Origin of the sequence: Polynucleobacter sp. HIN6 (assembly GCF_030297575.1) — a bacterium.
In the GTDB taxonomy this organism is placed as follows: Bacteria; Pseudomonadota; Gammaproteobacteria; order Burkholderiales; family Burkholderiaceae; genus Polynucleobacter.
Window position 1 is genome coordinate 929,013 of the sequence record NZ_AP028137.1, and the last position, 21,455, is coordinate 950,467.

General features: G+C 48.7%; 27 protein-coding genes. 11 read left to right on the forward strand and 16 right to left on the reverse strand.

Annotated features, from left to right (window positions below):
* Positions 1-54: 54 nt before the first annotated feature.
* The 10 genes from ygfZ to QUE66_RS04835 are packed head-to-tail and all read left to right on the forward strand — an operon-like array spanning position 55 to position 7,245.
* The gene (ygfZ, locus tag QUE66_RS04790) at positions 55-987 is read left to right on the forward strand and encodes a CAF17-like 4Fe-4S cluster assembly/insertion protein YgfZ (protein ID WP_286222953.1); all 933 of its coding nucleotides are present in this window, start codon (positions 55-57) and stop codon (positions 985-987) included.
* A gap of 17 nt (positions 988-1,004) precedes the next feature.
* On the forward strand, positions 1,005-1,862 hold the full coding sequence (locus tag QUE66_RS04795) for an NRDE family protein (protein ID WP_286222954.1): 858 nt from the start codon (positions 1,005-1,007) through the stop codon (positions 1,860-1,862).
* Between the two features lie 2 nt (positions 1,863-1,864).
* Complete coding sequence (locus QUE66_RS04800; protein WP_286222955.1) at positions 1,865-3,331, forward strand: protein adenylyltransferase SelO; 1,467 nt, start codon at positions 1,865-1,867, stop codon at positions 3,329-3,331.
* 21 nt (positions 3,332-3,352) lie between these two features.
* Positions 3,353-3,763, forward strand: a complete 411-nt coding sequence (gene msrB, locus QUE66_RS04805) for a peptide-methionine (R)-S-oxide reductase MsrB (protein WP_286222956.1) — start codon at positions 3,353-3,355, stop codon at positions 3,761-3,763.
* Positions 3,760-4,311: a septation protein A gene (locus QUE66_RS04810; protein WP_286222957.1), complete on the forward strand. Its 552-nt coding sequence runs from the start codon at positions 3,760-3,762 to the stop codon at positions 4,309-4,311. The genes msrB and QUE66_RS04810 overlap by 4 nt, the downstream gene beginning before the upstream one ends.
* A complete protein-coding gene (locus tag QUE66_RS04815) occupies positions 4,308-4,586 on the forward strand; it encodes a BolA family protein (protein ID WP_286222958.1) in 279 nt (92 codons plus the stop codon). The genes QUE66_RS04810 and QUE66_RS04815 overlap by 4 nt, the downstream gene beginning before the upstream one ends.
* A gap of 28 nt (positions 4,587-4,614) precedes the next feature.
* Entirely contained in the window at positions 4,615-5,406 is a 792-nt protein-coding gene (locus QUE66_RS04820) for a peptidylprolyl isomerase (RefSeq protein WP_286222959.1), read from the forward strand.
* Position 5,407: 1 nt separating this feature from the next.
* Positions 5,408-5,791 (forward strand): lactoylglutathione lyase, encoded by a 384-nt coding sequence (gene gloA / locus QUE66_RS04825; protein WP_108508422.1) that lies wholly within the window; start codon positions 5,408-5,410, stop codon positions 5,789-5,791.
* Between the two features lie 23 nt (positions 5,792-5,814).
* A complete protein-coding gene (locus QUE66_RS04830; protein ID WP_286222960.1) occupies positions 5,815-7,008 on the forward strand; it encodes a GNAT family N-acetyltransferase in 1,194 nt (397 codons plus the stop codon).
* A 3-nt stretch (positions 7,009-7,011) separates the two neighbouring features.
* Positions 7,012-7,245: a DUF1289 domain-containing protein gene (locus tag QUE66_RS04835; RefSeq protein WP_286222961.1), complete on the forward strand. Its 234-nt coding sequence runs from the start codon at positions 7,012-7,014 to the stop codon at positions 7,243-7,245.
* On the opposite strand, the gene QUE66_RS04840 is transcribed toward QUE66_RS04835, so the two are convergent.
* The 5 genes from QUE66_RS04840 to QUE66_RS04860 form a co-directional block, all read right to left on the reverse strand.
* Positions 7,242-8,849 (reverse strand): ABC-F family ATPase, encoded by a 1,608-nt coding sequence (locus QUE66_RS04840; RefSeq protein ID WP_286222962.1) that lies wholly within the window; start codon positions 8,847-8,849, stop codon positions 7,242-7,244. The genes QUE66_RS04835 and QUE66_RS04840 overlap by 4 nt on opposite strands.
* Before the next feature lie 71 nt (positions 8,850-8,920).
* Positions 8,921-10,561, reverse strand: a complete 1,641-nt coding sequence (locus tag QUE66_RS04845; protein WP_286222963.1) for a gamma-glutamyltransferase family protein — start codon at positions 10,559-10,561, stop codon at positions 8,921-8,923.
* Positions 10,558-11,166, reverse strand: coding sequence for a protein-methionine-sulfoxide reductase heme-binding subunit MsrQ (locus QUE66_RS04850; protein WP_286222964.1), 609 nt, complete (start codon positions 11,164-11,166; stop codon positions 10,558-10,560). The genes QUE66_RS04845 and QUE66_RS04850 overlap by 4 nt, the downstream gene beginning before the upstream one ends.
* A gap of 3 nt (positions 11,167-11,169) precedes the next feature.
* Positions 11,170-12,138 (reverse strand): protein-methionine-sulfoxide reductase catalytic subunit MsrP, encoded by a 969-nt coding sequence (msrP, locus tag QUE66_RS04855; RefSeq protein WP_286222965.1) that lies wholly within the window; start codon positions 12,136-12,138, stop codon positions 11,170-11,172.
* The gene (locus tag QUE66_RS04860) at positions 12,135-12,842 is read right to left on the reverse strand and encodes a queuosine precursor transporter (protein ID WP_286222966.1); all 708 of its coding nucleotides are present in this window, start codon (positions 12,840-12,842) and stop codon (positions 12,135-12,137) included. Before QUE66_RS04860 ends, msrP begins: the two co-directional genes overlap by 4 nt.
* 96 nt (positions 12,843-12,938) lie before the next feature.
* Here QUE66_RS04860 and QUE66_RS04865 point away from each other — a divergent pair, with 96 nt between their 5' ends.
* Complete coding sequence (locus tag QUE66_RS04865; RefSeq protein WP_286222967.1) at positions 12,939-14,117, forward strand: acyl-CoA dehydrogenase; 1,179 nt, start codon at positions 12,939-12,941, stop codon at positions 14,115-14,117.
* Position 14,118: 1 nt separating this feature from the next.
* Here QUE66_RS04865 and mnmH read toward each other — a convergent pair whose 3' ends face one another.
* The 11 genes from mnmH to soxB all read right to left on the reverse strand — a co-directional run bounded on the left by mnmH (position 14,119) and on the right by soxB (position 21,445).
* The gene (gene mnmH / locus QUE66_RS04870) at positions 14,119-15,165 is read right to left on the reverse strand and encodes a tRNA 2-selenouridine(34) synthase MnmH (RefSeq protein WP_286222968.1); all 1,047 of its coding nucleotides are present in this window, start codon (positions 15,163-15,165) and stop codon (positions 14,119-14,121) included.
* Positions 15,162-15,587 (reverse strand): acyl-CoA thioesterase, encoded by a 426-nt coding sequence (locus tag QUE66_RS04875; RefSeq protein WP_286222969.1) that lies wholly within the window; start codon positions 15,585-15,587, stop codon positions 15,162-15,164. The genes mnmH and QUE66_RS04875 overlap by 4 nt, the downstream gene beginning before the upstream one ends.
* Before the next feature lie 49 nt (positions 15,588-15,636).
* Complete coding sequence (locus QUE66_RS04880; RefSeq protein WP_286222970.1) at positions 15,637-16,074, reverse strand: DUF2244 domain-containing protein; 438 nt, start codon at positions 16,072-16,074, stop codon at positions 15,637-15,639.
* Between the two features lie 5 nt (positions 16,075-16,079).
* Positions 16,080-16,385 carry a 4a-hydroxytetrahydrobiopterin dehydratase gene (locus QUE66_RS04885; protein ID WP_286222971.1) on the reverse strand — a complete coding sequence of 102 codons (306 nt, stop codon included), beginning with the start codon at positions 16,383-16,385 and terminating at the stop codon, positions 16,080-16,082.
* Between the two features lie 8 nt (positions 16,386-16,393).
* Positions 16,394-16,738, reverse strand: coding sequence for a protein tyrosine phosphatase family protein (locus QUE66_RS04890; protein ID WP_286222972.1), 345 nt, complete (start codon positions 16,736-16,738; stop codon positions 16,394-16,396).
* A gap of 29 nt (positions 16,739-16,767) precedes the next feature.
* Positions 16,768-17,205 (reverse strand): YeeE/YedE family protein, encoded by a 438-nt coding sequence (locus tag QUE66_RS04895; protein WP_286222973.1) that lies wholly within the window; start codon positions 17,203-17,205, stop codon positions 16,768-16,770.
* 4 nt (positions 17,206-17,209) lie between these two features.
* Positions 17,210-17,641, reverse strand: a complete 432-nt coding sequence (locus QUE66_RS04900; protein WP_286222974.1) for a YeeE/YedE family protein — start codon at positions 17,639-17,641, stop codon at positions 17,210-17,212.
* A 16-nt stretch (positions 17,642-17,657) separates the two neighbouring features.
* A complete protein-coding gene (locus tag QUE66_RS04905; RefSeq protein ID WP_286222975.1) occupies positions 17,658-18,785 on the reverse strand; it encodes a YeeE/YedE family protein in 1,128 nt (375 codons plus the stop codon).
* An 8-nt stretch (positions 18,786-18,793) separates the two neighbouring features.
* On the reverse strand, positions 18,794-19,111 hold the full coding sequence (locus QUE66_RS04910; protein ID WP_286222976.1) for a hypothetical protein: 318 nt from the start codon (positions 19,109-19,111) through the stop codon (positions 18,794-18,796).
* 141 nt (positions 19,112-19,252) lie between these two features.
* Positions 19,253-19,687 carry a DsrE family protein gene (locus QUE66_RS04915; protein WP_286222977.1) on the reverse strand — a complete coding sequence of 145 codons (435 nt, stop codon included), beginning with the start codon at positions 19,685-19,687 and terminating at the stop codon, positions 19,253-19,255.
* Between the two features lie 27 nt (positions 19,688-19,714).
* Positions 19,715-21,445, reverse strand: a complete 1,731-nt coding sequence (gene soxB / locus QUE66_RS04920; RefSeq protein ID WP_286222978.1) for a thiosulfohydrolase SoxB — start codon at positions 21,443-21,445, stop codon at positions 19,715-19,717.
* Positions 21,446-21,455 lie beyond the last annotated feature (10 nt).

Sequence of the window (21,455 nt, forward strand, 5' to 3'; positions counted from 1 at the left end):
CACTATGATAAAAGGCTAAGGAACTGACATGACCATCATCGATCAAGCAACACTATGAACTCACTTGCTATTTGCCGCTTACCAGACTGGGGCTTGATTCTGGTTGAGGGATCTGATGCAAGTTCATTTTTACAAGGTCAGTTAACGAATTCAGTGCTCGGGTTAACCACCACCCCCACCGGAGCAATTGCTCATGGAAGTTCAGCCGCCCGATTGACTGGATATTGCACGGCAAAGGGTCGCTTACTCGCCTCTGCATGGATTAGTTTGCATTCATCCCAAGCAGTAACGCAATATGCTTTATTTGTCTCACGCGATCTTGCTGCGGCATTTGCAAAACGACTGAGCATGTTCGTTTTGCGTTCCAAGGTCGTGATTCGTGACGTCAGTGATGATTGGCTCGTATATGGCTCTCTTGAGACTATTGAGGGGCTTCTCCCTCGCCTTCCGGCCGATGCAATTGCCTTAGCGATGCAATCCCCCAGTGACACAAATCCTACAAAGCGGATTGTGTTTGCCTCCCAAATGACAGTCGACGCCCAACTCAATTCACGCGAATGGAATACAACTGAAGTAGCCAGTGGCATTCCCCGAATTGTGGCGGCTACGCAGGACCAATTCGTTCCTCAAATGGTGAACCTGGAATCCGTGGGTGGGGTCGATTTCAAGAAAGGGTGCTACCCAGGCCAAGAAGTCGTTGCTCGCAGCCAATATCGAGGGGCGATTAAGCGTCGCCTCTATTTGGCTAAAGCACAAATTCCTTCTGAGTCCTGCCCGCCAGCGACCGAGATTTTTCATGAAGAGGATCCAGGCCAGCCGGCCGGAATGATCGTGCTCTCAGCACCTAATTCGAATAACCCTGATTGGGTGGATCTTCAAATTGAATGCAAATCAGAACTTGCGCAAAGCGGCAAACTTCATCTTGGTGACGCTAGCGGCCCCAGTCTGGAGCTTGGAAAACTACCCTATTCTCTAATCGAGATTTAATCAGGCATAGTATTGATATGTGCCTCATTTTATTTGCCTGGAAATCGCACCCAAAATACCCATTGGTGGTAGCTGCCAATCGGGATGAGTTCTACGAGCGCAATACCACTGGCATTGCTTGGTGGCCTGAGCATCCAGATGTATTGGCCGGTCGAGATCATGCTGATGTGATTGGTAGTCCAGGCACCTGGTTAGGGCTCAATCGGCAGGGGCGTTTTTCTGCACTTACGAACGTGCGCTCACCCAGTGAGAAAAAACCCGATGCGAGAACCCGAGGTGAGCTACCCTTTTTATATCTTACGAACCCAGATAAACCCAGCCACTTTATTGAGAAGCACAGCAAGCGCTTTGATCAGTACAACGGTTTTAATCTATTGATGGCTGATCTGAGTGATCCGAGCGATGCTCAAATGCACTGGGTGAGCAATCGCGTGGTGATGGGTAAATCCGTGCGCCCCCGCAAAACATTTCCAAGTCAGCCACTAACTCCAGGCGTCTATGGGCTATCGAATGCCATGCTCGATACTCCATGGCCCAAAGTGAATCACCGGATTGCTGCGTTTGCTCAAACTCTAGCCATGGATGCTGGCGGCTTAAAAAATGCCGATGCCTATCTCCACGTATTAGCCGATGACCATCAGGCACCTGAACGTGAACTTCCAAGTACCGGTGTTAGTTTGGAATGGGAGAAAGCGCTTTCTTCGGCTTTTATTCGGACCGAACATTACGGCACGCGTTCAAGCACAGTATTGCGAGTTCGTAACGACGGTAACTATGAGATGGTGGAGCGGCGCTTTGATGCCAAGGGCGTGATTGCGCACGATGTAATTACCGGAAATTTAATTGGCTCTGCTTGGGCTAATTACTCGGTGTAGCAATGGCCTTTCCCCTTCAGGGTGACGATACCTGTCAATCAATTGCACCCACTCCCCTACCAGAGCCCTATTGGGTCGGATTCTCATCTTTACTCGGACAAGAGCTCGGTATTGCCCTTAATGAATCTGGTCTTCCTGCCGACCCACTTTGGTTGGATGTCTTAAGTGGTAATACATTAGCTACCAAAGAACATGCTTTTTCTAACCCAATCGCCACAGCGTACAGCGGTCACCAATTTGGTATCTGGGCTGGGCAACTGGGCGATGGTCGCGCTATCCTTTTGGGCGATATTGGTCCTTATGAGATTCAATTAAAAGGTTCGGGCATCACCTGCTATTCGCGCATGGGGGACGGCCGAGCCGTATTGCGTTCATCCATCCGTGAGTTTTTGGCTAGTGAGGCCATGCATGCTCTTGGCGTACCAACTAGTCGAGCTTTAGCGGTGACGGGATCCAAAAAACCAGTCATGCGTGAGACCCTTGAAACTGCAGCGGTCTGTACGCGCTTAGCCCCCAGCTTTCTGCGCGTAGGTCATTTTGAGCACTATGCGGCTGCGCGCCAAACCGAGCATCTCCAGCAATTGGCCGAGTATCTTCTCGATAGCCATTACCAAGAGTGCAGAGATGGTGATGATCCTTATCTTTCATTATTCTCAGCGATTAGTCGTCGTACTGCTGAGCTTGTGGCACATTGGCAATCCTTGGGCTTTTGCCATGGGGTTCTCAATAGTGACAACATCAGTGTTTTGGGGCTTACGATCGATTACGGTCCCTTTGGAATGATGGATCGCTTTCAAATGGATCACATCTGCAACCACAGTGATTCGCAAGGAAGGTATGCCTATCATCGCCAACCACAAATCATGCATTGGAATATGGCGTGTTTGGCAGGCGGCATATTGCCTTTATTGGAGAAGAGGTGTTCAAACGAAGAGGCTCAGCAGAAATTACAAACCGCCCTCGAGCAATTTCCAAACCAATATCGTGAGGCTTGGTTACGGCGCTTTCGTGCAAAGCTGGGTTTAATGAATGAGCTCGCCAATGATTTCGCATTAATTGAGAACTTACTTGAATTAATGCATCAGAATCGAGTGGATTTCACAAACACATTCCGTCTTTTTGCTCAGGTTCAATCGCATGCCGATGATCAAACCAATCCATTACGCGATCACTTCATTGACCGCCAAGGGTTCGATCAATGGATGCAATCCTACTTGGATCGACTAAAACTTGAACGGCTGTCTGATTTTGATCGACAGAGTGCCATTCTCAATACCAATCCAAAATTTATTTTACGCAATTACTTGGCACAGCGCGCTATCGAACTCGCCCAGCAGGATGATTTTTCGGAAGTCCAAAAGCTCTTACAGATCCTTGAAAATCCGTTTGCAGAACAGCCAGAGCATGAGACTTACTCGGCTCCTCCCTCTAAAGAGCTCGAAGATATTGTCCTTAGCTGCTCCTCTTAATCCTTCTTTACAATCTAATCTATGACTAAAAGTGATGAGCAATACCGTCAAGAACTCTCTGAGATTGAGTATCGCGTGACGCGCCAAGCGGCAACCGAACCGCCCTTCTCAGGTCGGTACTGGGATCATTGGGAAAATGGCCTCTACCGTTGCGTCTGCTGTGGCACGCCATTATTTGTATCAAGCACCAAATTTGATGCCGGATGCGGTTGGCCAAGTTATCACAGCCCCGCCAATCCCCAAGTCATTAGTGAGCACCAGGATTTGACACATGGCATGATCCGAACCGAGGTCCGTTGCTCAAACTGCGATGCCCATCTTGGACATGTCTTTGAAGACGGTCCAGAGCCTACTGGACTGCGCTATTGCATTAATTCTGCGTCATTGCGCTTTGAGCCAAGTCAAAACGCCACCCTCAAGCAATCCTCATGAAAAAATTTCTCTTTGACCTATTCCCGGTCATTCTCTTTTTTGCTGCATTCAAGCTCGCCGATATCTATGTAGCAACCATCGTGGCAATCATTGCAACTATTGCCCAAATTGTGTGGCTTTATCTGCGTCGGCAAAAAATTGAGGGCATGCAGTGGGCGAGCTTAGTGCTCATTGTTGTCTTTGGTGGTCTCACCATACTCTTAAAAGATAAAACCTTTATCCAGTGGAAGCCCACCGTCTTATATTGGTTATTTGCAGCAGTGCTCTTCTTTAGCGCCCAGTTCTTTAAGAAAAATTGGATTGAGAGCATCATGGGAAAGCAAGTGACCTTGAAACCCGGTAGTCCACGCTCAGTCTGGATTAAGCTCAATCATGCCTGGGCGGCATTTTTCTTCTTCATGGGTGTTCTGAACCTTTATGTGGCCTATACCTTTTCTGAGGATGTGTGGGTGAACTTCAAACTCTTTGGTGGCATTGGTTTGCTTATTCTCTTCATCATTTCCCAAGGACTGTGGTTAAGTCGTCATATGGAGACGGACGAAGCATGATGACCAATCAAGAGCGTATTGCCGCATTTCAGTCTAGCTTGCAAAAGCAACTCCAGCCATCTCATCTAGTCATTGAAGACGAGAGTCATTTGCATGCTGGTCATGCGGGTGCTGCTGGAGGCGCAGGTCACTTTCGGATCAGGATTACTGCGCAGGCATTTACGGGTCTTAACAGCGTGGCACGTCACCGCTTAGTATATAGTGCATTGAAAGGGTTCATGCCGCACGAGATCCACGCACTGGCCATCCATGCACTTGCACCAAATGAGTCATAATTCCTCTTTTAGCCTCTTTATTCTCTATATGCGTCTGACCAAAAAAATCATCTTCGTCTGCTCTATCGGCTTCATGAGTACCGCTGTAATGGCTCAAAATGCAGCGATTGTGAACGGCAAGCCCATTCCCAAGGCGCAGCTTGATCGCCTCATTAAAAATTCAGGGCAATCTGCAAGCGATCCAAAAATTCGTGAGCAAGGCCGTGAACTTCTCATTACCCGTGAACTGATTATTCAAGAATCGGATAAGCGCGGCGTGAGTCAAAAGGACGATGTCAAAGATCAAATTGAGCAGGCTCGTTTGGGAGTATTAGTAGCAGCCCTGTTTGATGATTACATTGATAAAGGCGGCATTACCGAAGAAGATTACAAAACGGCATATGATTCCATTAAGAGTCAATTTGGCGGCAAAGAATACAAAGTACGACACATCTTGGTAGAAAAAGAAGCGGATGCCAAAGCTCTTATTGCCAAGATCAAGGCCGGTGCAAAGTTTGGCGATCTAGCCAAGGCTAACTCCAAAGATCCCGGCTCTGCTCCTGAGGGTGGAGAGCTTGGTTGGGTAAGCGATAAGGCACTCGTTCCTGAGTTTTCTAAGGCAATGACCTCTTTACAAAAAGGTCAGATGACCGATAAGCCAGTGAAGTCCCAATTTGGCTGGCATATTATTCAGCTCGAAGACGTACGTGATGTGAAGATACCCCCAATGGCTGAAATCAAGGAACAGTTAAAGACAATGCTGATGCAAGATCAGGCCTGGCAAAAGGCTAAGTTCTCTGAAATGATGAAGAAGATTCGCGAGAGAGCCCGGATTGAGTAAGATGATTTTGCACACCATGCTGCGCGTGGGGGACATTGCCCGCTCGGTTGATTTCTACACCCGGGTATTAGGTATGAACTTATTGCGCACGACCAATCGCGAGGAGCAAAAGTACTCCCTAGCCTTTGTGGGATTTGGGCGTGGTAATGAGGATGGGCAGGCAGAAATTGAGCTCACCTACAACTACGGCGTGAGTACGTATGACCACGGTAGCGCATACGGTCATATCGCAATCGCAGTCCCCGATGTTTACAAGGCATGTGAGGATATTGCTGCTGCTGGAGGCACGATTACTCGTCCTGCCGGCCCAGTTCAGGGTGGCAAAACCTTAATTGCCTTCATCACCGACCCCGATGGATACAAGATCGAACTGATTCAACGCTGATTGGATGCACTTGGCTGATTTATATGCAAGCTAAGTATGAGGTTCGGGTTCTAAATCAAATTTCGGATGTCCCGCAGCAGGCATGGGACTCAATCTTGCCGCCCTCAGCCGGACCCTTCATGCAGTATTCATTTCTGAGTCTTTTGGAGAAAACTGGATGTGTGAGTGCAGAAACGGGATGGCAGCCATCGCATCTGGCGCTCTATGAAGCTGATAGTGACGCGCTTCTTGGCGTATTGCCTCTCTATCTCAAAACTCACTCCTATGGAGAATATGTCTTTGATTGGTCCTGGGCAGAGGCCTATACCCAAGCAGGGCTTCCCTACTTTCCAAAAGCACTGAGCGCCATCCCATTTACTCCGGTTACCTCTTCGAGATTATTAGCCCGATCAACTGAGCATCAAGAAGCCCTAATTACCGGTTTAAAACAATTGGTTGGCGAGCTAAATCTATCATCTGCCCACCTTCTTTTTCCTGTCGAAGAGGAGGCAAAGCTTCTTAGTGAGGCGGGATTCTTAAAGCGGGAGTCGGTGCAGTTTCATTGGCATAACCATGGCTATCATGATTTTGAGTCCTTTTTATCTACCCTCACCATGAAGCGTCGCAAGAATATCAAGCGTGAACGTAAGCAGGTACAAAGTGCAGGGATTACCTTTGAACACCTTCCCGGAGAGTTAGTCACCGAGGAGGATGTGCTGTTCTTCTATCGCTGTTATCGCAATACCTATCAGGACCACTACTCCACTCCCTATCTAAATCAACTCTTTTTTCAGGAGTGGGCGCAGCAGATGCCCCGTAATCTTCATTTGATCGTGGCCAAGCGTGAAGGCCGCGCAATTGCCAGCGCTCTATTGGTCGTTGATCGTGAACAAAGTAAAGCCTATGGGCGGTATTGGGGGTGCGTGGAGCAACATCCCTGTCTACATTTTGAGACCGCCTTCTATCAAGCAGTTGAGTATTGCATCCGCGAGGGAATCCAAACCCTGGAAGGTGGTGCGCAAGGTGAGCATAAGATGGCGCGAGGGTTTATGCCAACCAGCGTCTTCTCATACCACCATCTGAGTGATCCACGCTTTGCTGCTGCAGTGGCACGATTTCTGGAGCGTGAACGTCAAGGGATTGGCCTATATCTTGATGAATTAGCTGAACATAGCCCCTTGCGCCAAGACCCTAATTCAAGCAGCCTCGGCAGGATTGAACTTGATGCATTAAAGTAAGGCATGAGCTCAATCAATAACGGTGCTAATTCTTTGGGAATCGGCGATAGCGATTCTGATTCCCCATGCATTGGGATCTGCTCCACCCTCTTTGACGAGATCTGCAAGGGCTGTGGTCGCACCGCCCTAGAAGTCAGCAACTGGGTCTTCATGAGCCCCGAAGAGAAGCAATCGGTCTGGGTTCGTATTCAGGCAGAAGGTACTGCCATGCGCTTTACCCGCGAGCAAAAATCTTAACCCGCAAGTTCCTGGCTTCGCAAATACTCCTCATAGGTGCCGGAGTAGTCATTAATCGTGCCATCAGGTTTGATCTCCAGAATCCGATTTGCTAAGGCTGAAACAAACTCGCGGTCATGGGAGACAAAAATCAGAGTGCCATCGAATTTCTCAAGGGCGATTTGTAAACTCTCAATTGACTCCATATCCATATGATTGGTTGGCTCATCCATTGCGAGCACGTTATGCTTTTGAAGCATCAACTTACCCCAAATCATGCGCCCCTTCTCGCCACCCGAAACCACCTTCACCGATTTACTGATCTCATCGCCTGAGAATAAGAGGCGCCCCAGAATCCCGCGCACGACCTGATCGTCATCACCTGGTTTGCGCCATTGGGTCATCCACTCAATGAGGTTCTCATCTTTAGGAAAGCATTCGCTAGTATCTTGCGGCATGACACCCACATTGGCATTCTCAGCCCACTTCACATCCCCAGTATCAGCAGCAATGCCATCAAAGCGTTTACTCAGAATGGTTTTCAGTAAGGTGGTCTTCCCTGCGCCATTCTGACCAATAATCGCGATCTTCTCACCCGGACGAATCGCAATCTTGAAGTTCTTAAAGATCACCCGATCAAACTGTTTGGTGAGCGCATTACACTCCACTGCCATATTGTGTAACTTCTTCTCAGTTTCAAACCGTATAAATGGGTTCTGGCGCGATGAGGGCTTAATATCAATCAGCTCAATCTTCTCGAGTTGGCGCTGGCGTGAGGTTGCCTGTCTGGCCTTGGAAGCATTGGCCGAGAAGCGACTCACGAATGCCTGAAGTTCAGCCATCTTCTCTTTGGCCTTGGCATTAGCCGCCATTTGCTGGGCCCGTGCCTGGGTGGATGCCAACATATAGGAATCGTAGTTGCCAGGATAGACCTTCAGCGTACCGTAATCCATATCGGCCATATGCGTGCACACTTCATTTAGGAAGTGGCGATCATGCGAGATGATGATCATGGTGCTATTGCGTTGATTCAGGATTTCTTCGAGCCAATGAATCGAATGAATATCTAAGTTATTGGTTGGCTCATCAAGCAGCAAGACATCTGGATCCGAGAATAAAGCCTGAGCAAGTAAGACACGCAATTTCCAGCCCGGTGCAATATTGCTCATCGGGCCATTGTGTTGCTCTAGTGGAATGCCAATCCCAAGCAGCAACTCGCCAGCGCGTGCTTCAGCGGTATAGCCACCAAACTCTGCATACTTAGCTTCGAGCTCAGCCGCACGCATATAGTCTTCGTCAGTGGCATCGGGGTTGGCATAAATCGCATCGCGTTCTGCCGCCGCTTGCCACATTTCGGCATGGCCCATCATCACTACATCGAGCACTCGAATATCTTCATAGGCAAATTGATCTTGACGCAACTTTCCTAAACGAATATTGGGTTCAAGGCTGACATTGCCAGCCGATGGCTCCAACTCTCCGCCAAGGATTTTCATAAAGGTTGATTTGCCACAACCATTGGCGCCAATTAAGCCGTAGCGATTGCCGCCACCAAACTTGACTGAGATGTTTTCAAACAGGGGTTTTGCCCCAAACTGCATGGTGATATTAGACGCGTTTAACACAAGAACTTTCTCAATAATGATGCCGTGCTGGCAAAGCTCGTTATTTTAACGGTCTTCCATGCCAGTGATGCTTAATACGCAGCAGCAAGCCCATCTCGGCGGCTATCGCTTGCTGCAACATAGCCATCGTCAATTTGATCAGATAGGCGCCAGATAAATTGGCCAGAACCAAAATCCATATAGGGATCATCCACCTTTTTCAGAACATGCCCCCGTTCGATGAGGCCCTTAACCGTTTGAGGATCCATATTGGCCTCGACATCGAGACTGAAATCTCGATTGATCTTCCAACGCGGTGCATCACACGCAGCTTGGGGCTGCTGTTGATAGACCAACATGCGCAAGAGGGTTTGTAAATGCCCTTGCGGTTGCATATCACCTCCCATCACTCCAAAACTCATTTGGGGAACGGTTTTGCCATTCACTTCTTTAGTTAAGAATGCCGGAATGATCGTATGAAATGGTCGCTTATTGCCTGCCACCACATTGGGTGATTGAGGGTCTGATGAAAATCCATATCCCCGATTCTGAAAACTAATTCCCCAATTCGGTTCCACTACACCAGAGCCAAAACCCATGTAATTACTCTGAATAAACGAGATCATGCGCCCCTTTTCATCAGCCGCACTTAAATAGATAGTACCCCCCGTATTGGGCATGCCAAAGGTAAATTGGGTGGCGCGTTGTAAATTAATTTCCCCTGCTCGCTTGGCAAGGTATTTGGGATTAAGCATTTGTTGGGAGCTGACTTCCATCGAGCGTGGATCCGCTACATAGCGATAAATATCTGCAAAGGCTAATTTCATGGCCTCGATTTGCAAATGCTGACTATCGACACCGTCTACTGGATACTTTGATAGATCATGGTTCTCTAAGATCCCCATCGCCATTAAGGCGCCAATCCCCTGGCCATTTGGGGGTATCTCATGGACGTCATAGCCCTGCACCCGAGTGGAGATGGTGCCAACCCAGTCTGGCTGATAGTTGGCTAAATCACTAGCCTTCAATGCCGCTTGGTGCTCCTGAGCAAATTCAACGATTGATTTGGCAATCTCACCTTCATAAAAATCCCGGATACCCTTGTTAGCAATTTGCCTTAACGCTCGTGCAGCTGCTGGAAAATGAAAGATCTCACCCGTGAGTGGTGCTCGACCATTTGGCATGAATGCCTTAGCAAAACCTGGCTGGGGGCTAAGCTCCTTCAAAGCGGCAGCCCACTTATGCGCCACGATTGGTGCAACCGCATGCCCGCGCTCTGCAATCTCAATGGCGGGCTGCAGGATATCAGCCAAGGGCAAGGATCCAAAGCGCTGATGAAGCGCCTCCCAGCCAGCAATGGCGCCTGGCACGGTCACACTATCCCACCCTCGCATGGGGCGATTGGTCATGCCGTGTGTATCACGACCATACTTCTTGGCAAAGTAGTCAAGACTCCAGTCGGCTGGTGAGACCCCTGAGGCATTTAAACCATGTAGTTCATGCCCATCCCAAACGATGGCAAAACAATCGCTGCCCAAGCCATTAGAAACTGGCTCAACGATCATTAAGGCCGCTGCGGCAGCAATGGCAGCGTCAATTGCGTTACCCCCCTGCTGCATCATCTTCAATCCTGCTTGAGCGGCATAGGGATGGGAGGTTGAGCAAATATTGCGGCCAAAAACGGGCATCCGTACAGTGGGATATGGGTTGTGCCAATTAAACGGTGAGCTCATGATCGTGTCTTTATTCTTCGAAGTTGTTCACGGATGAAAGGAATCCGTACTACTAACAATATCAAGATTATCCCAGCATAGATGTAAACGGTCTGAAAATCGTTTTTGCCGGCCTTATGCCAAAAGTAATGCAGCACTCCAAGAATGGCAATCAAATAAATGAGACGATGCAGACTCCTCCAGCTTCGCCCCAACCAGTGCATTGCTGCTCGGTTCGAAGTGATTGCTAATAGACTCATACAAACAAAGGCAACAAACCCTACTGTAATGAATGGGCGTTCAATCACGTCTGCAAACATCTCTTGGAAATCAAGATTGTGATCCAGCCAATACCAAATCGTGAAGTGTAAGAATGCATAGAAAAATGTAAATAGCCCCAGCATCCGACGCATTTGGATCCAGCCAGACCATGCCGTTATCCAATGCATTGGACTCATGGCCAAGGTGATGCACAAAAAGGTAATGGTCCAGGTACCAGTTGAACGAGTAATGAACTCGACAGGATTAGCACCCAGCTGTCCAGCATAGGCAAGAACAAATAAACGGGCAAGCGGAATCAGCGCTACAACAAAGAGCCAGCGCTTGATCTGCGTAATTGCAAGCATGCTTTAGTAAAACTTACGCAAATCCATCCCTGCATAGAGCTTGGCAACATACTCGCCATAGCCATTAAAGGGCTCGGTTTTAATCTTGGGCGCAAAGATCCCCCGACCATCAATGCGACGCTCCGTGGCTTGACTCCAACGTGGATGACTCACTGCTGGATTGACGTTTGAATAAAAACCATATTCGCGTGGTGCGGATGCGCTCCAGCTCGTGAGCGGTTGTTTCTCGGTCAAGCGAATCGTTACTAAGGATTTGGAGCTCTTAAAGCCATACTTCCAGGGTACGATCAAACGAATGGGAGCGCCATTTTGTTTGGGTAATAACTCACCGTACATCCCAAATGTGAGCAGAGTTAATGGGTTCATGGCCTCATCCATCCGCAGACCCTCACGATAAGGCCAATCGAGTACGGGTCGCTTTAATCCAGGCATCTGTTTAGGGTCAGCCAGACTAATAAACTCGATATACTTGGCAGAGCCCAGGGGCTCAACTCGATTGAGAAGGTGCGATAAGGCATAGCCATTCCATGGAATCACCATCGACCAACCTTCCACGCAGCGCAGTCGATAAACGCGCTCTTCCATGGGTGCCAACTTCAGTAGTGCATCAATATCGAGTGTGACCGGTTTTTTTACCATCCCCTCGATTGATACGGTCCAGGGTCTAGTTTGTAAACGATCGGCAAACTTGGCAGGATCATCCTTATCCATTCCAAACTCATAGAAATTATTGTAGGTGGTTGCTTCCTCATACGAGGTTTGGGTCTCGCGGGTGGAGTACTGTTCATTAAACTTTGCCGGAAGCTTCTCGCGGGGCGCTGCTGTTTTAGCAAAGGCATCGCGCTCAAGCCAGGATCCCATGCCCACTGCTGCACTTCCCAGGGCAATGGCTTTTAACCATTGACGACGGTTCTCAACAATCGCACGAGGAGTGATTTGACTGGGATGAATTCTTGGGTCTTTAAATATCATCGATCTACCTTTAATTGAAATGGTGTGAAATTAGTATTGGTGTCGTAATAATCCTCGTTCTCTTTACGCTTCAAGTATCCCACCACCGCATAGGTCAGCGGGGTTGCCAAAATCTCCCACGAGGTTTTGAGGATATATTGTGCAATCGCTACCTGAATAATCTCATTCGTGGGCCAAATCGCATAAAAGGCCAAGAAATAGAATAATGAAGAATCCACCAGCTCACCAACCGCCGTTGAGCCGATTGTGCGGGTCCATAAATACTTCCCTTGGGTCCAGATCTTCATCTTGGCCAGCACATAACTATTCGTAAAACTGCCGCACCAAAATGCCAGCATGGAAGCCAATGCGATCCGCCAAGAATTACCAAAGACCGTTTCTAGACCATGCTGATAGTTCGCCATATAGGATCCCGGTGCCACTGGTAGCGCGATCACGATCAAGGCCATGATGGCAGCAAAGCCAAGGGCCGTAAATCCAGCCCACACCGCGCGACGATCATAGGCATAGCCATAGACCTCGGTCAGAATGTCGCTAAAGAAGTATGAGATGGGGAAAAATAGAATCCCGGCGCCAAAGATGACGTAACCAAAATATGGCAGCTCAACCGTCGCCGCCTTACCGGCTCCAATGAAGTTTGAGCAAAGCAGCACCGCGACGAATGCCCCCAGGATTAGGTCGTAATAGCGATACTGGCGACGCATGGGGTGTTAGGGCCTTATAGGTTCGGTGAGGCGGTTAAAAGGGGAAATATTTCATAGAATAGCGGTATTGGCATGAATTCACAGAATAGGTAAATAATGAGTAAGCCGCAGTTTCATTGGGAAGACCCCCTCCTCTTGCAAGACCAATTGACCACCGAGGAGCGCATGATTGCCGATGCGGCCCGTGAGTATGCTCAGGGGAAGCTGGGCCCGCGGGTGCATGAGGCCTACCGCTCTGAAACAACCGATCCCACTATCTTTCGAGAAATGGGTGAATTGGGCCTACTTGGCATTACCATTCCCGAGGAATACGGTGGCGCTAACCTCAATTACGTCTCCTATGGCCTCATTGCCCGTGAAATTGAACGAGTTGACTCTGGCTACCGCTCCATGATGAGTGTGCAATCCTCCTTAGTGATGGTACCCATTTACGAATTCGGTAGCGAGGCTCAAAAGCAAAAGTACCTTCCTAAATTAGCCACTGGTGAATGGATTGGATGTTTTGGTCTAACAGAACCCAATTACGGCTCTGATGCTGGTGGCATGATCACACGCGCCAAGAAAGTTCCTGGTGGATACTCGCTCACAGGCTCCAAGATGTGGATCTCTAACTCCCCGATTGCTGATGTATTTGTGGTATGGGCAAAGAACGATGATGATCAGATTCGGGGCTTCATCCTTGAAAAGGGCATGAAGGGTTTAAGCGCCCCCAAAATCACTGGTAAGCAAGGTTTGCGCGCCTCGATCACTGGTGAAATCGTGATGGATGAAGTATTTGTACCTGCCGAAAATGAGTTCCCAGAAATTACGGGTCTGAAAGGCCCCTTCACTTGCCTGAACTCGGCGCGTTATGGCATCTCGTGGGGAGTACTCGGTGCCGCGGAGTTTTGCTGGCACGCAGCGCGCCAATACACCTTGGATCGCAAACAATTTGGCAGACCTTTAGCAGCCAATCAACTCATCCAGAAAAAATTAGCCGATATGCAAACTGAGATTACCTTAGCACTGCAAGGCGTTCTGCGATTGGGGCGCATGAAGGATGAAGGAACCGCTGCCCCTGAGATCACCTCCATCATGAAGCGCAACTCTTGTGGCAAATCGCTTGATATTGCCCGCATGGCACGCGATATGTTGGGCGGGAATGGTATCTCGGATGAGTACGGTGTGATCCGTCACATGCTCAATCTTGAGGTGGTTAATACCTATGAAGGCACGCACGATATTCATGCCCTCATTCTGGGTCGAGCCCAAACGGGAATTCAGGCGTTTAGCTAGATTACAAAAGTTGCTGCGCTAATTCAAGATAGCTTGCCTGCTGCGCACTTTGAACCGTGAGAGTGCGAGCATTTTGAAATTGGCTGAAGTTACGAGCAATTGAATCTTGATACGCTGGATCGTAGTGCTTAATCAGTAATTCTTCAACCAATACTGGGTAGCGCCCCTCAGCGGCCAGTTGCTGCCATTTGGTAATTTGTTCCTTACCATAACGTTGCGTCAACAGACTCAGCAAATGCCGCAGCCCATCATGATCACTTAAGAGATGGACGTACTCTTCCATCAGTACATCGACCCGCACCGAGCGATCCGCTTTGATTTCAACACAATCCCCCTGCCGAATTTGATCCATCAGAGCATCTGGAATATGCAAGCAACCCACCTTCTTGCTCTCCGACTCGACATAAATGGTTTGATCAAATGTAAATTGCCGTAACGCATTCCATAGGCGACTCTCAAACATTTTCTGACTGGGCTGCACTTCATTAGGCAAGCCACCCAGCACTGAGCCACGATGGGCCGCGAGACCCTCGAGATCCAAAACTTGAGCGTGACTATTTAAGGCTAGTAATAAACGAGTTTTGCCGGTGCCAGTCATGCCACAAATAACGGTGAACTTTGCATGTGGCGCCCATCGCTCAAGATCAGCAACCACCTGACGCCGATACCCTTGATAGCCACCTTGCAGCTGCTGGGCCTTCCAACCAATTCGTTGCAGAATATGAGCAAAGGCACCACTTCGCTCCCCGCCCCGCCAGCAATACACCAAAGGTCGCCACTCACGCGGCTTTTGAATAAAGTGTTCTTGCAAATGACTGGCAATATTTTTAGCAACCAGAGCAGCACCTAATTTCTTGGCTGCAAAGGGAGACTCTTGCTTATACAGTGTGCCAACAGTAGCACGCTCTTCATTGTTTAATACCGGGCAATTGATCGCGCCTGGAATATGATCTAAGGCATACTCAGCAGGTGAGCGCGCATCAATAATGCAATCAAACTGACCTAAGCTCTGACCCAAGGTCTCGGGGGAGAGTAAAGCGGAACTCAACGCAGCCCTAAATTTTGCTTAATTGGTTCTGGCCACGGTGCAGGACGATTAGTCTTGAGATTAACCCACACCAAGGTTGCGCCACCGGCTGCACATAGTTCTTCTGGATTGCTCGCAAGCGACATGAGGTTATAGGTATCCACGCTGGTACGCCCCACTTTACCAATATAGGTACGCACCACAATATCAGCAGGGTAACTTACTTGGGCATAGAAATTACAAAATGCGTTTGCAATTAAGGCACCACCTTCATCGTGATGCGCACCGAATCCAAAAGACTCAATCCAATGAATACGGCCTTGCTCCATGTACCGAAAGTAAAGTGTATTGTTCACGTGACCAAATGCATCCATATCACCCCAACGTAATGGGATGATCGTTTCATGAACAAATTTCTTATCGGCAGGAATTTCAATGCGCATGATTGAGGAGTTCTAAATGACAAAGCAAAGCGCTAGTTTACCTCTAGGCTTATGCTTCCATCCGTATTTGGGCGCGCAGATCCCGGTAGAACTGAGGCCTTGCATCAAGAGGCACGAAGATACCGATCGGCATTTCCTTGCTTCTCTCCTCCACCCGAATTAAACGCTTACCGCTCTCCTCTTGTGTGAGCGTTAGCCAACGGGTATTAAATACGTGACGTTCAATCTTTCCGCCAATATTCTTCTCAATCTTTAGGGCCGTGCCATCGATGGCAATTGATTCGTAGTCGAGCGCATGACGTGCGTAGACGATCAGCGCAATACCTAATACGGTTAACTCAATCAGGGTGAAGATCAAAATCATCCAAACGCCATGAAGCAAGAAGTAGGTGGCAATAAACGATGAAAACAGAAACATCGATAAATAGAAATAGCCAACCTGGCGTGGCGTGAACGAACAATTTCGTTTCGTGTGCCACGTACGCATGGGGATTATTTTGCTAAGAGAGCACTGGCGTATCGATCCATGGATCGCGCCAAATCCAGATCAAGTTTTGTGAGACCGCCAGCATCATGGGTCGAGAGCGTAACCTCAACCCGATTCCAGACATTAAACCACTCGGGATGATGATTCATTTGCTCAGCCATGAGTGCGCACTGTGTCATGAATGCAAAAGCTTCCTTGAAATCCTTAAACTGGTACGAACGGGTAATGGCATCGCGATTAGCAACCATTGCCCAATGCGCTAGATCAGTAGCAATGGCCAAGCGCTCGTCTGCACTGAGAAGGCTTGCCATGGCAATACTTAAGAGTTTTGTAAGGCCAGTTGATACAAAAAGGTTGAGCGCGCGCCCGAGCGGCAAAAGGCTAAGATCGGTTGCGGCATTGCCTTAAGGAGCTTGGCCATCTCCACCACTTGCTCGGGAGTAATTGCACCGCTCACCACGGGTAAGTAGGCATATTCAAGGCCATGCTCTTTGGCCATGGCAGCGATGGAAGCATTGCTAGGTTGCTCTGGGCCCTCTTCACCATCTGGGCGATTATTAATAATGCTCTTGTAACCCTGCTGTGCAATTTGAGCCACATCGGTCGGCTCAATTTGACCAGCGGTTCCAAAATTGGGGTTGTGACATGAAATATGAACGCTCATAGGATCCTTACAAATATCTCATCAAGAATTTAAACAGACTTTTTCTGGGTTCGCTCGAACAACCACATACCCGCAACCATGGCGACGACAAAAACTAAGGCTTTGGTTTCACCGGAACCAAGAGAGACCAGCGCAGGCCCCGGACAAAAACCAGCAAGTCCCCAACCCACACCAAACATTGCACTACCAATAATTAAGGGACGATCAATGTCGCGCCGAGTTGGGATATGCATTGCGCCACCCAAAAAACTCTGGGTGCGTTTCTTGGCTAAGTAGAAAGCAATGAGCCCTACAAGCACAGCACCGCCCATCACAAAAATGAGAGATGGATCCCAGTTGCCAGCCAGATCAAGGAAGGCCAAGATTTTGGCAGGATTGGTCATGCCTGAAATCATTAAACCGAGGCCAAATAAAACTCCGATGAGATACTCGCTACCGTTTGAAAAGAAGGATTGATTTTGATTCATCGACTTAGATCCAATGCCGCACGAGATATACCACTAAAAATCCACAACCCATAAATGTGAGGGTCGCCAGCAAGGAACGTGGTGACAGGCGCGATAAACCACAAATGCCGTGACCACTGGTGCAGCCCGATCCATAGCGAGCACCAAAGCCTACTAATAAACCAGCTACGATGAGCGTGATGTAATCCGCATCAATGACTGCGGTTGTACTCATCTGAAACACATACTTTCCCCACAAAGGGGCGGTTAACAATCCCAATATGAAACTGGCGCGCCATAACCAATCGCTTTTCTTGGGGCCAATCAAGCCACCCAAAATGCCACTGATTCCGAGAATGCGGCCGTTGATAAGAACGTATAGCGCAGCCGCAATTCCCAGCAAAATACCGCCTACTAGAGCGGGCCCCGGGGTAAAGGATGTCCAATCGACTGTCATGACATCATTTTAATACTTAACAGGGTTTTGGACTCATGCGCCACTGTAAGTATTGAAGCCCCAAATAGCCTCCCATGAAAAATCCAGGGAGTGCAATAAATGCATTGAGTGCTAAAGTTGATATTCCACTCAAGCCCTGCCCGACCGTACACCCCATCGCAGTGACTCCACCAAATCCCATCAGCGCGGCACCCACGAGATGATTGGCGGTATCCTCCACCCCCCGAAATGCTTCCCAACGAAAACGCTTACTGATGATGGCGCTAATCGCCGAGCCAACAATCATGCCCAAGACCGCTACAATGCCAATGGTGAGCACTTTAGACTTATCACTCGTGAACATTAACCAATCCAAGGAATAGGCATACGGCGCCACAAATGAAAGGCTTTCCATCCGACCCGAGTTTGTCACCAAGAATGCTTCTTGCAAAGTATTGGGGTCCTCTTCAAGATGCGCAAAGTGCCCGGATACCCACCAAATAGCGGTGATCGCCAAGCCAACCCCGACTCCTGCTAAGAGATTATCAATAGTCCAAAAGGATTTCTTTAGGAGCGCGTAGGCAATGAAGGCGCCACCAATCACAATGGACAGAATCCAACGCAATTGCTCTTTACCCATACCAACACTCGCTGAGAGAACGCTTGGCAAATCTTGTGAAGTTTTGAGATTGAATGCCACTTGGTCAATCGAATTGGTTCGTAAAACTCCTAAAAATCCACGCATGGTCATATAGGCAACGAGTCCCAACACAATAAATACCACGATGGATTTCAGATTGCCGCTGCCGATCCGAACTAGGGTTTTGCTACCGCATCCGGATGCCAGAACCATCCCGATCCCAAATAGAACGCTACCGATTAGGGTCGATAGATAAAGCACGCGGTTACCGGTATAGAGGGATTTGGTGACATCAATCCATCCAAGGTGGGACATCGTAGCAACCCCCAGTATTGCGATGCCAATCGCTAAGCACCATTGGCGCATACGAGACCAATCTTCCATTAGGAGGCCATCGGATACGGCACCCAGTGTGCAAAAGTTCGTGCGCTGCATGATGGCACCCAACACTGCAGTGATGGCAAAGGTAATCAGCAAAGCCTGACTACCCAGAGAGCGAATCTGCTCTGGTGATAAATCAGTCATGATGATCCCTAAGGTTTAAATTTGTAGTATTGCTGGTTGAGGTAAGCCACCACATCGGCTTCATCCTCTGGGAATAAATCTAGGCGCAATTCGGTATTACAGCGTGCGACCATCACTTTCAAGCGATCTAAGCCCTTCACCCGACGATCCTTGCGGGTGTAAATCAAAGTGCCATCACCCAAGCCAGACTTCTCAGCATGGCATTGATAGCACTTGGTATCTTCAATCTTCTTGCCATTGGCAAGGTTGGGCGCAGCCACGACAGGCTGCGCGGCTAATCCACCTATAACACCGATGAAAATTGCTAAGGTCGATAAAGTCTTCATAGTATTTGTATGTATCAATTTCTGAAGATGTGATTCTATCGGACTGAATTAAAAAACTACAGCAAAATCAGTGTTTTAGAAGCCAAAATCAAGATTATTCCGTAATGCTAATATAAGCAAAAGTTATAAAGCAATGAGTAATCAGGGCCGGATATAGGCGTATTTATCCTTAAATTGCAGGTCAGCAATCCGAACCACGCCAGAGGGGGTGAACTCGGCATCTAGGATAAATTGATCGCGCTTGAGGTTGCGGTTGCGCAGGGTAATCTCGCAGACTTCAAAACGTACCCCACGAGACTTTAAGGCGGCAACCAGTGGAGCGTATTCGGTTCCATTCTTGTCTTTGCCACCCTCCATCAGAATATCGACCCCGTTGGCATGGGTCACCACAATAATTTTGGTCTGTGGTGAGACATCGAGGTGATTGCGTATATTGCGTAAGCCTTTTAAGCCTTGGGTAGCCGCATCATCGATGTGATAAACCACCCGGGTTGATTCGGCTTTTGCTAAATTAGAGCCAATTGTTAAAGCGATGGCTAGAAAGCCCATCAATACTGCACGAACGAATGCTTTCATACCATCCTCCAGTTAAAAAAGGAACGACTAAATAGGGGCCATCCCCGGATTACCCTTGACACCTTTAATGACAGGCTCATTAAGCTTCACGGCCTTAATGGTCTTCACCTCCCGTAAGTGACGTGCCATTAGATCCCAAATGGCTTCGCCGCCGGCATTCTTTGCCTCTTCCGAAACCGGCGCCCAGCCAGCTACTTTATAGGTCTTACCTGCCTCAATCAGATTGCCATTTAAGCGCATCTCAGAAATGCGTTTGCCAGCACCACCCGCTGGATCAATCGTATATTGCAAGCCACCGACCCGCACCATATCACCACCCTGTTGGTAGTAGGGATCGGGGTTGAATAAATTATCAGCGACGTCTTCCAATACGGTTTTGATCATCTCACCACTCATATTGGTGACCGTGGTGTAGGGATAAGTAATCGCGGTCTGATCGAGTAGATGCTCCATCGTGATCGACTCACCAGGCAATAAGGAGGTGCCCCAACGGAAGCCGGGCGAGAATGAGATCTCCGCATTCTTTTGCTTTAAGAGACCATCTAAGATCACTTGATCAAAACTACCATTGAAGTTACCACGGCGATACAAGAGGCCATCGGTCACTGCGAGCTTCTCAGCAAGCTTAGACTCATACGGTGCCCGAATCTTCTTAATCAAAGCACTCATCCCTGCGTCTGCGGGCAATAAGTTGGAGAATACCGGTAGAAGTTTGTAGCGGAAGTCGCTTACTTTGCCCCCCTTCACATCAAAATCCAAAACGCCCAAGAACTTACCGTTCGATCCAGCATTCGTAACTAAGGTGACGCCACCTGGATTTTTCACTTTCACGGGGGCTGGCACGCCATCGTGCGTGTGTCCACCCATGATGGCATCAATGCCCCGTACGCGGGAGGCCATCTTTAAATCCACATCCATACCATTGTGTGAGAGCACCACAACTACTTTTGCGCCCTTCGCACGGGCTTCATCCACTACCTTTTGCATATTCTCTTCTTGAATACCAAAGGTCCAGTTGGGCGTGAAATAACGCGGGTTCGCAATCGGTGTGTAGGGGAATGCCTGGCCAACTACGGCAACCTGAACACCATTCATGGTCTTCATCGCATACGGTGCAAAGACTGCGTCACCAAAGTCGGCAGTCTTAATGTTTTGAGCCACAAACGAGACCTTGCCCCGGAAATCCTTCTCCACAATCTCCATGACGCGTTTCTCACCCAAGGTCATTTCCCAATGGGGGGTCATCACATCGACACCCATCGCTAGACAGGCATCTACCATATCCTGACCATTGGTCCATAATGCCGTTCCTGAGCCTTGCCAGGTATCGCCCCCATCAAGCAATAAAGCGCCAGGTCGGCTCGCCTTAATTTGTTTTACCAAAGTAGCAAGATGAGCAAAGCCGCCGACCTTGCCATAAGTCTTCGCTGCAGAAGCGAAGTCTAAATAGGTAAAGGCATGGGCATCACGCGTGCCAGGCTTCACTCCATAGAACTTCAATAGATACTCACCCACCAAATGGGGTGGCTTGCCCTCTTGTGCGCCAATGCCTAAATTGACATTGGGTTCACGAAAGTAGATTGGGAGCAATTGCGCATGGCAATCCGTGAAATGCAAGAAGTGCACATTGCCAAACTTTGGCAGGTCATAAAACTTCTGTGCAGCACTTTGAGCATGAGAAAAATTGGACTGCAAGCTCATTCCACCAGCCGATGCCACTGCAAGGGCTTGCAGAAACTCCCGTCTACTAAAAGACATACAACTCCTT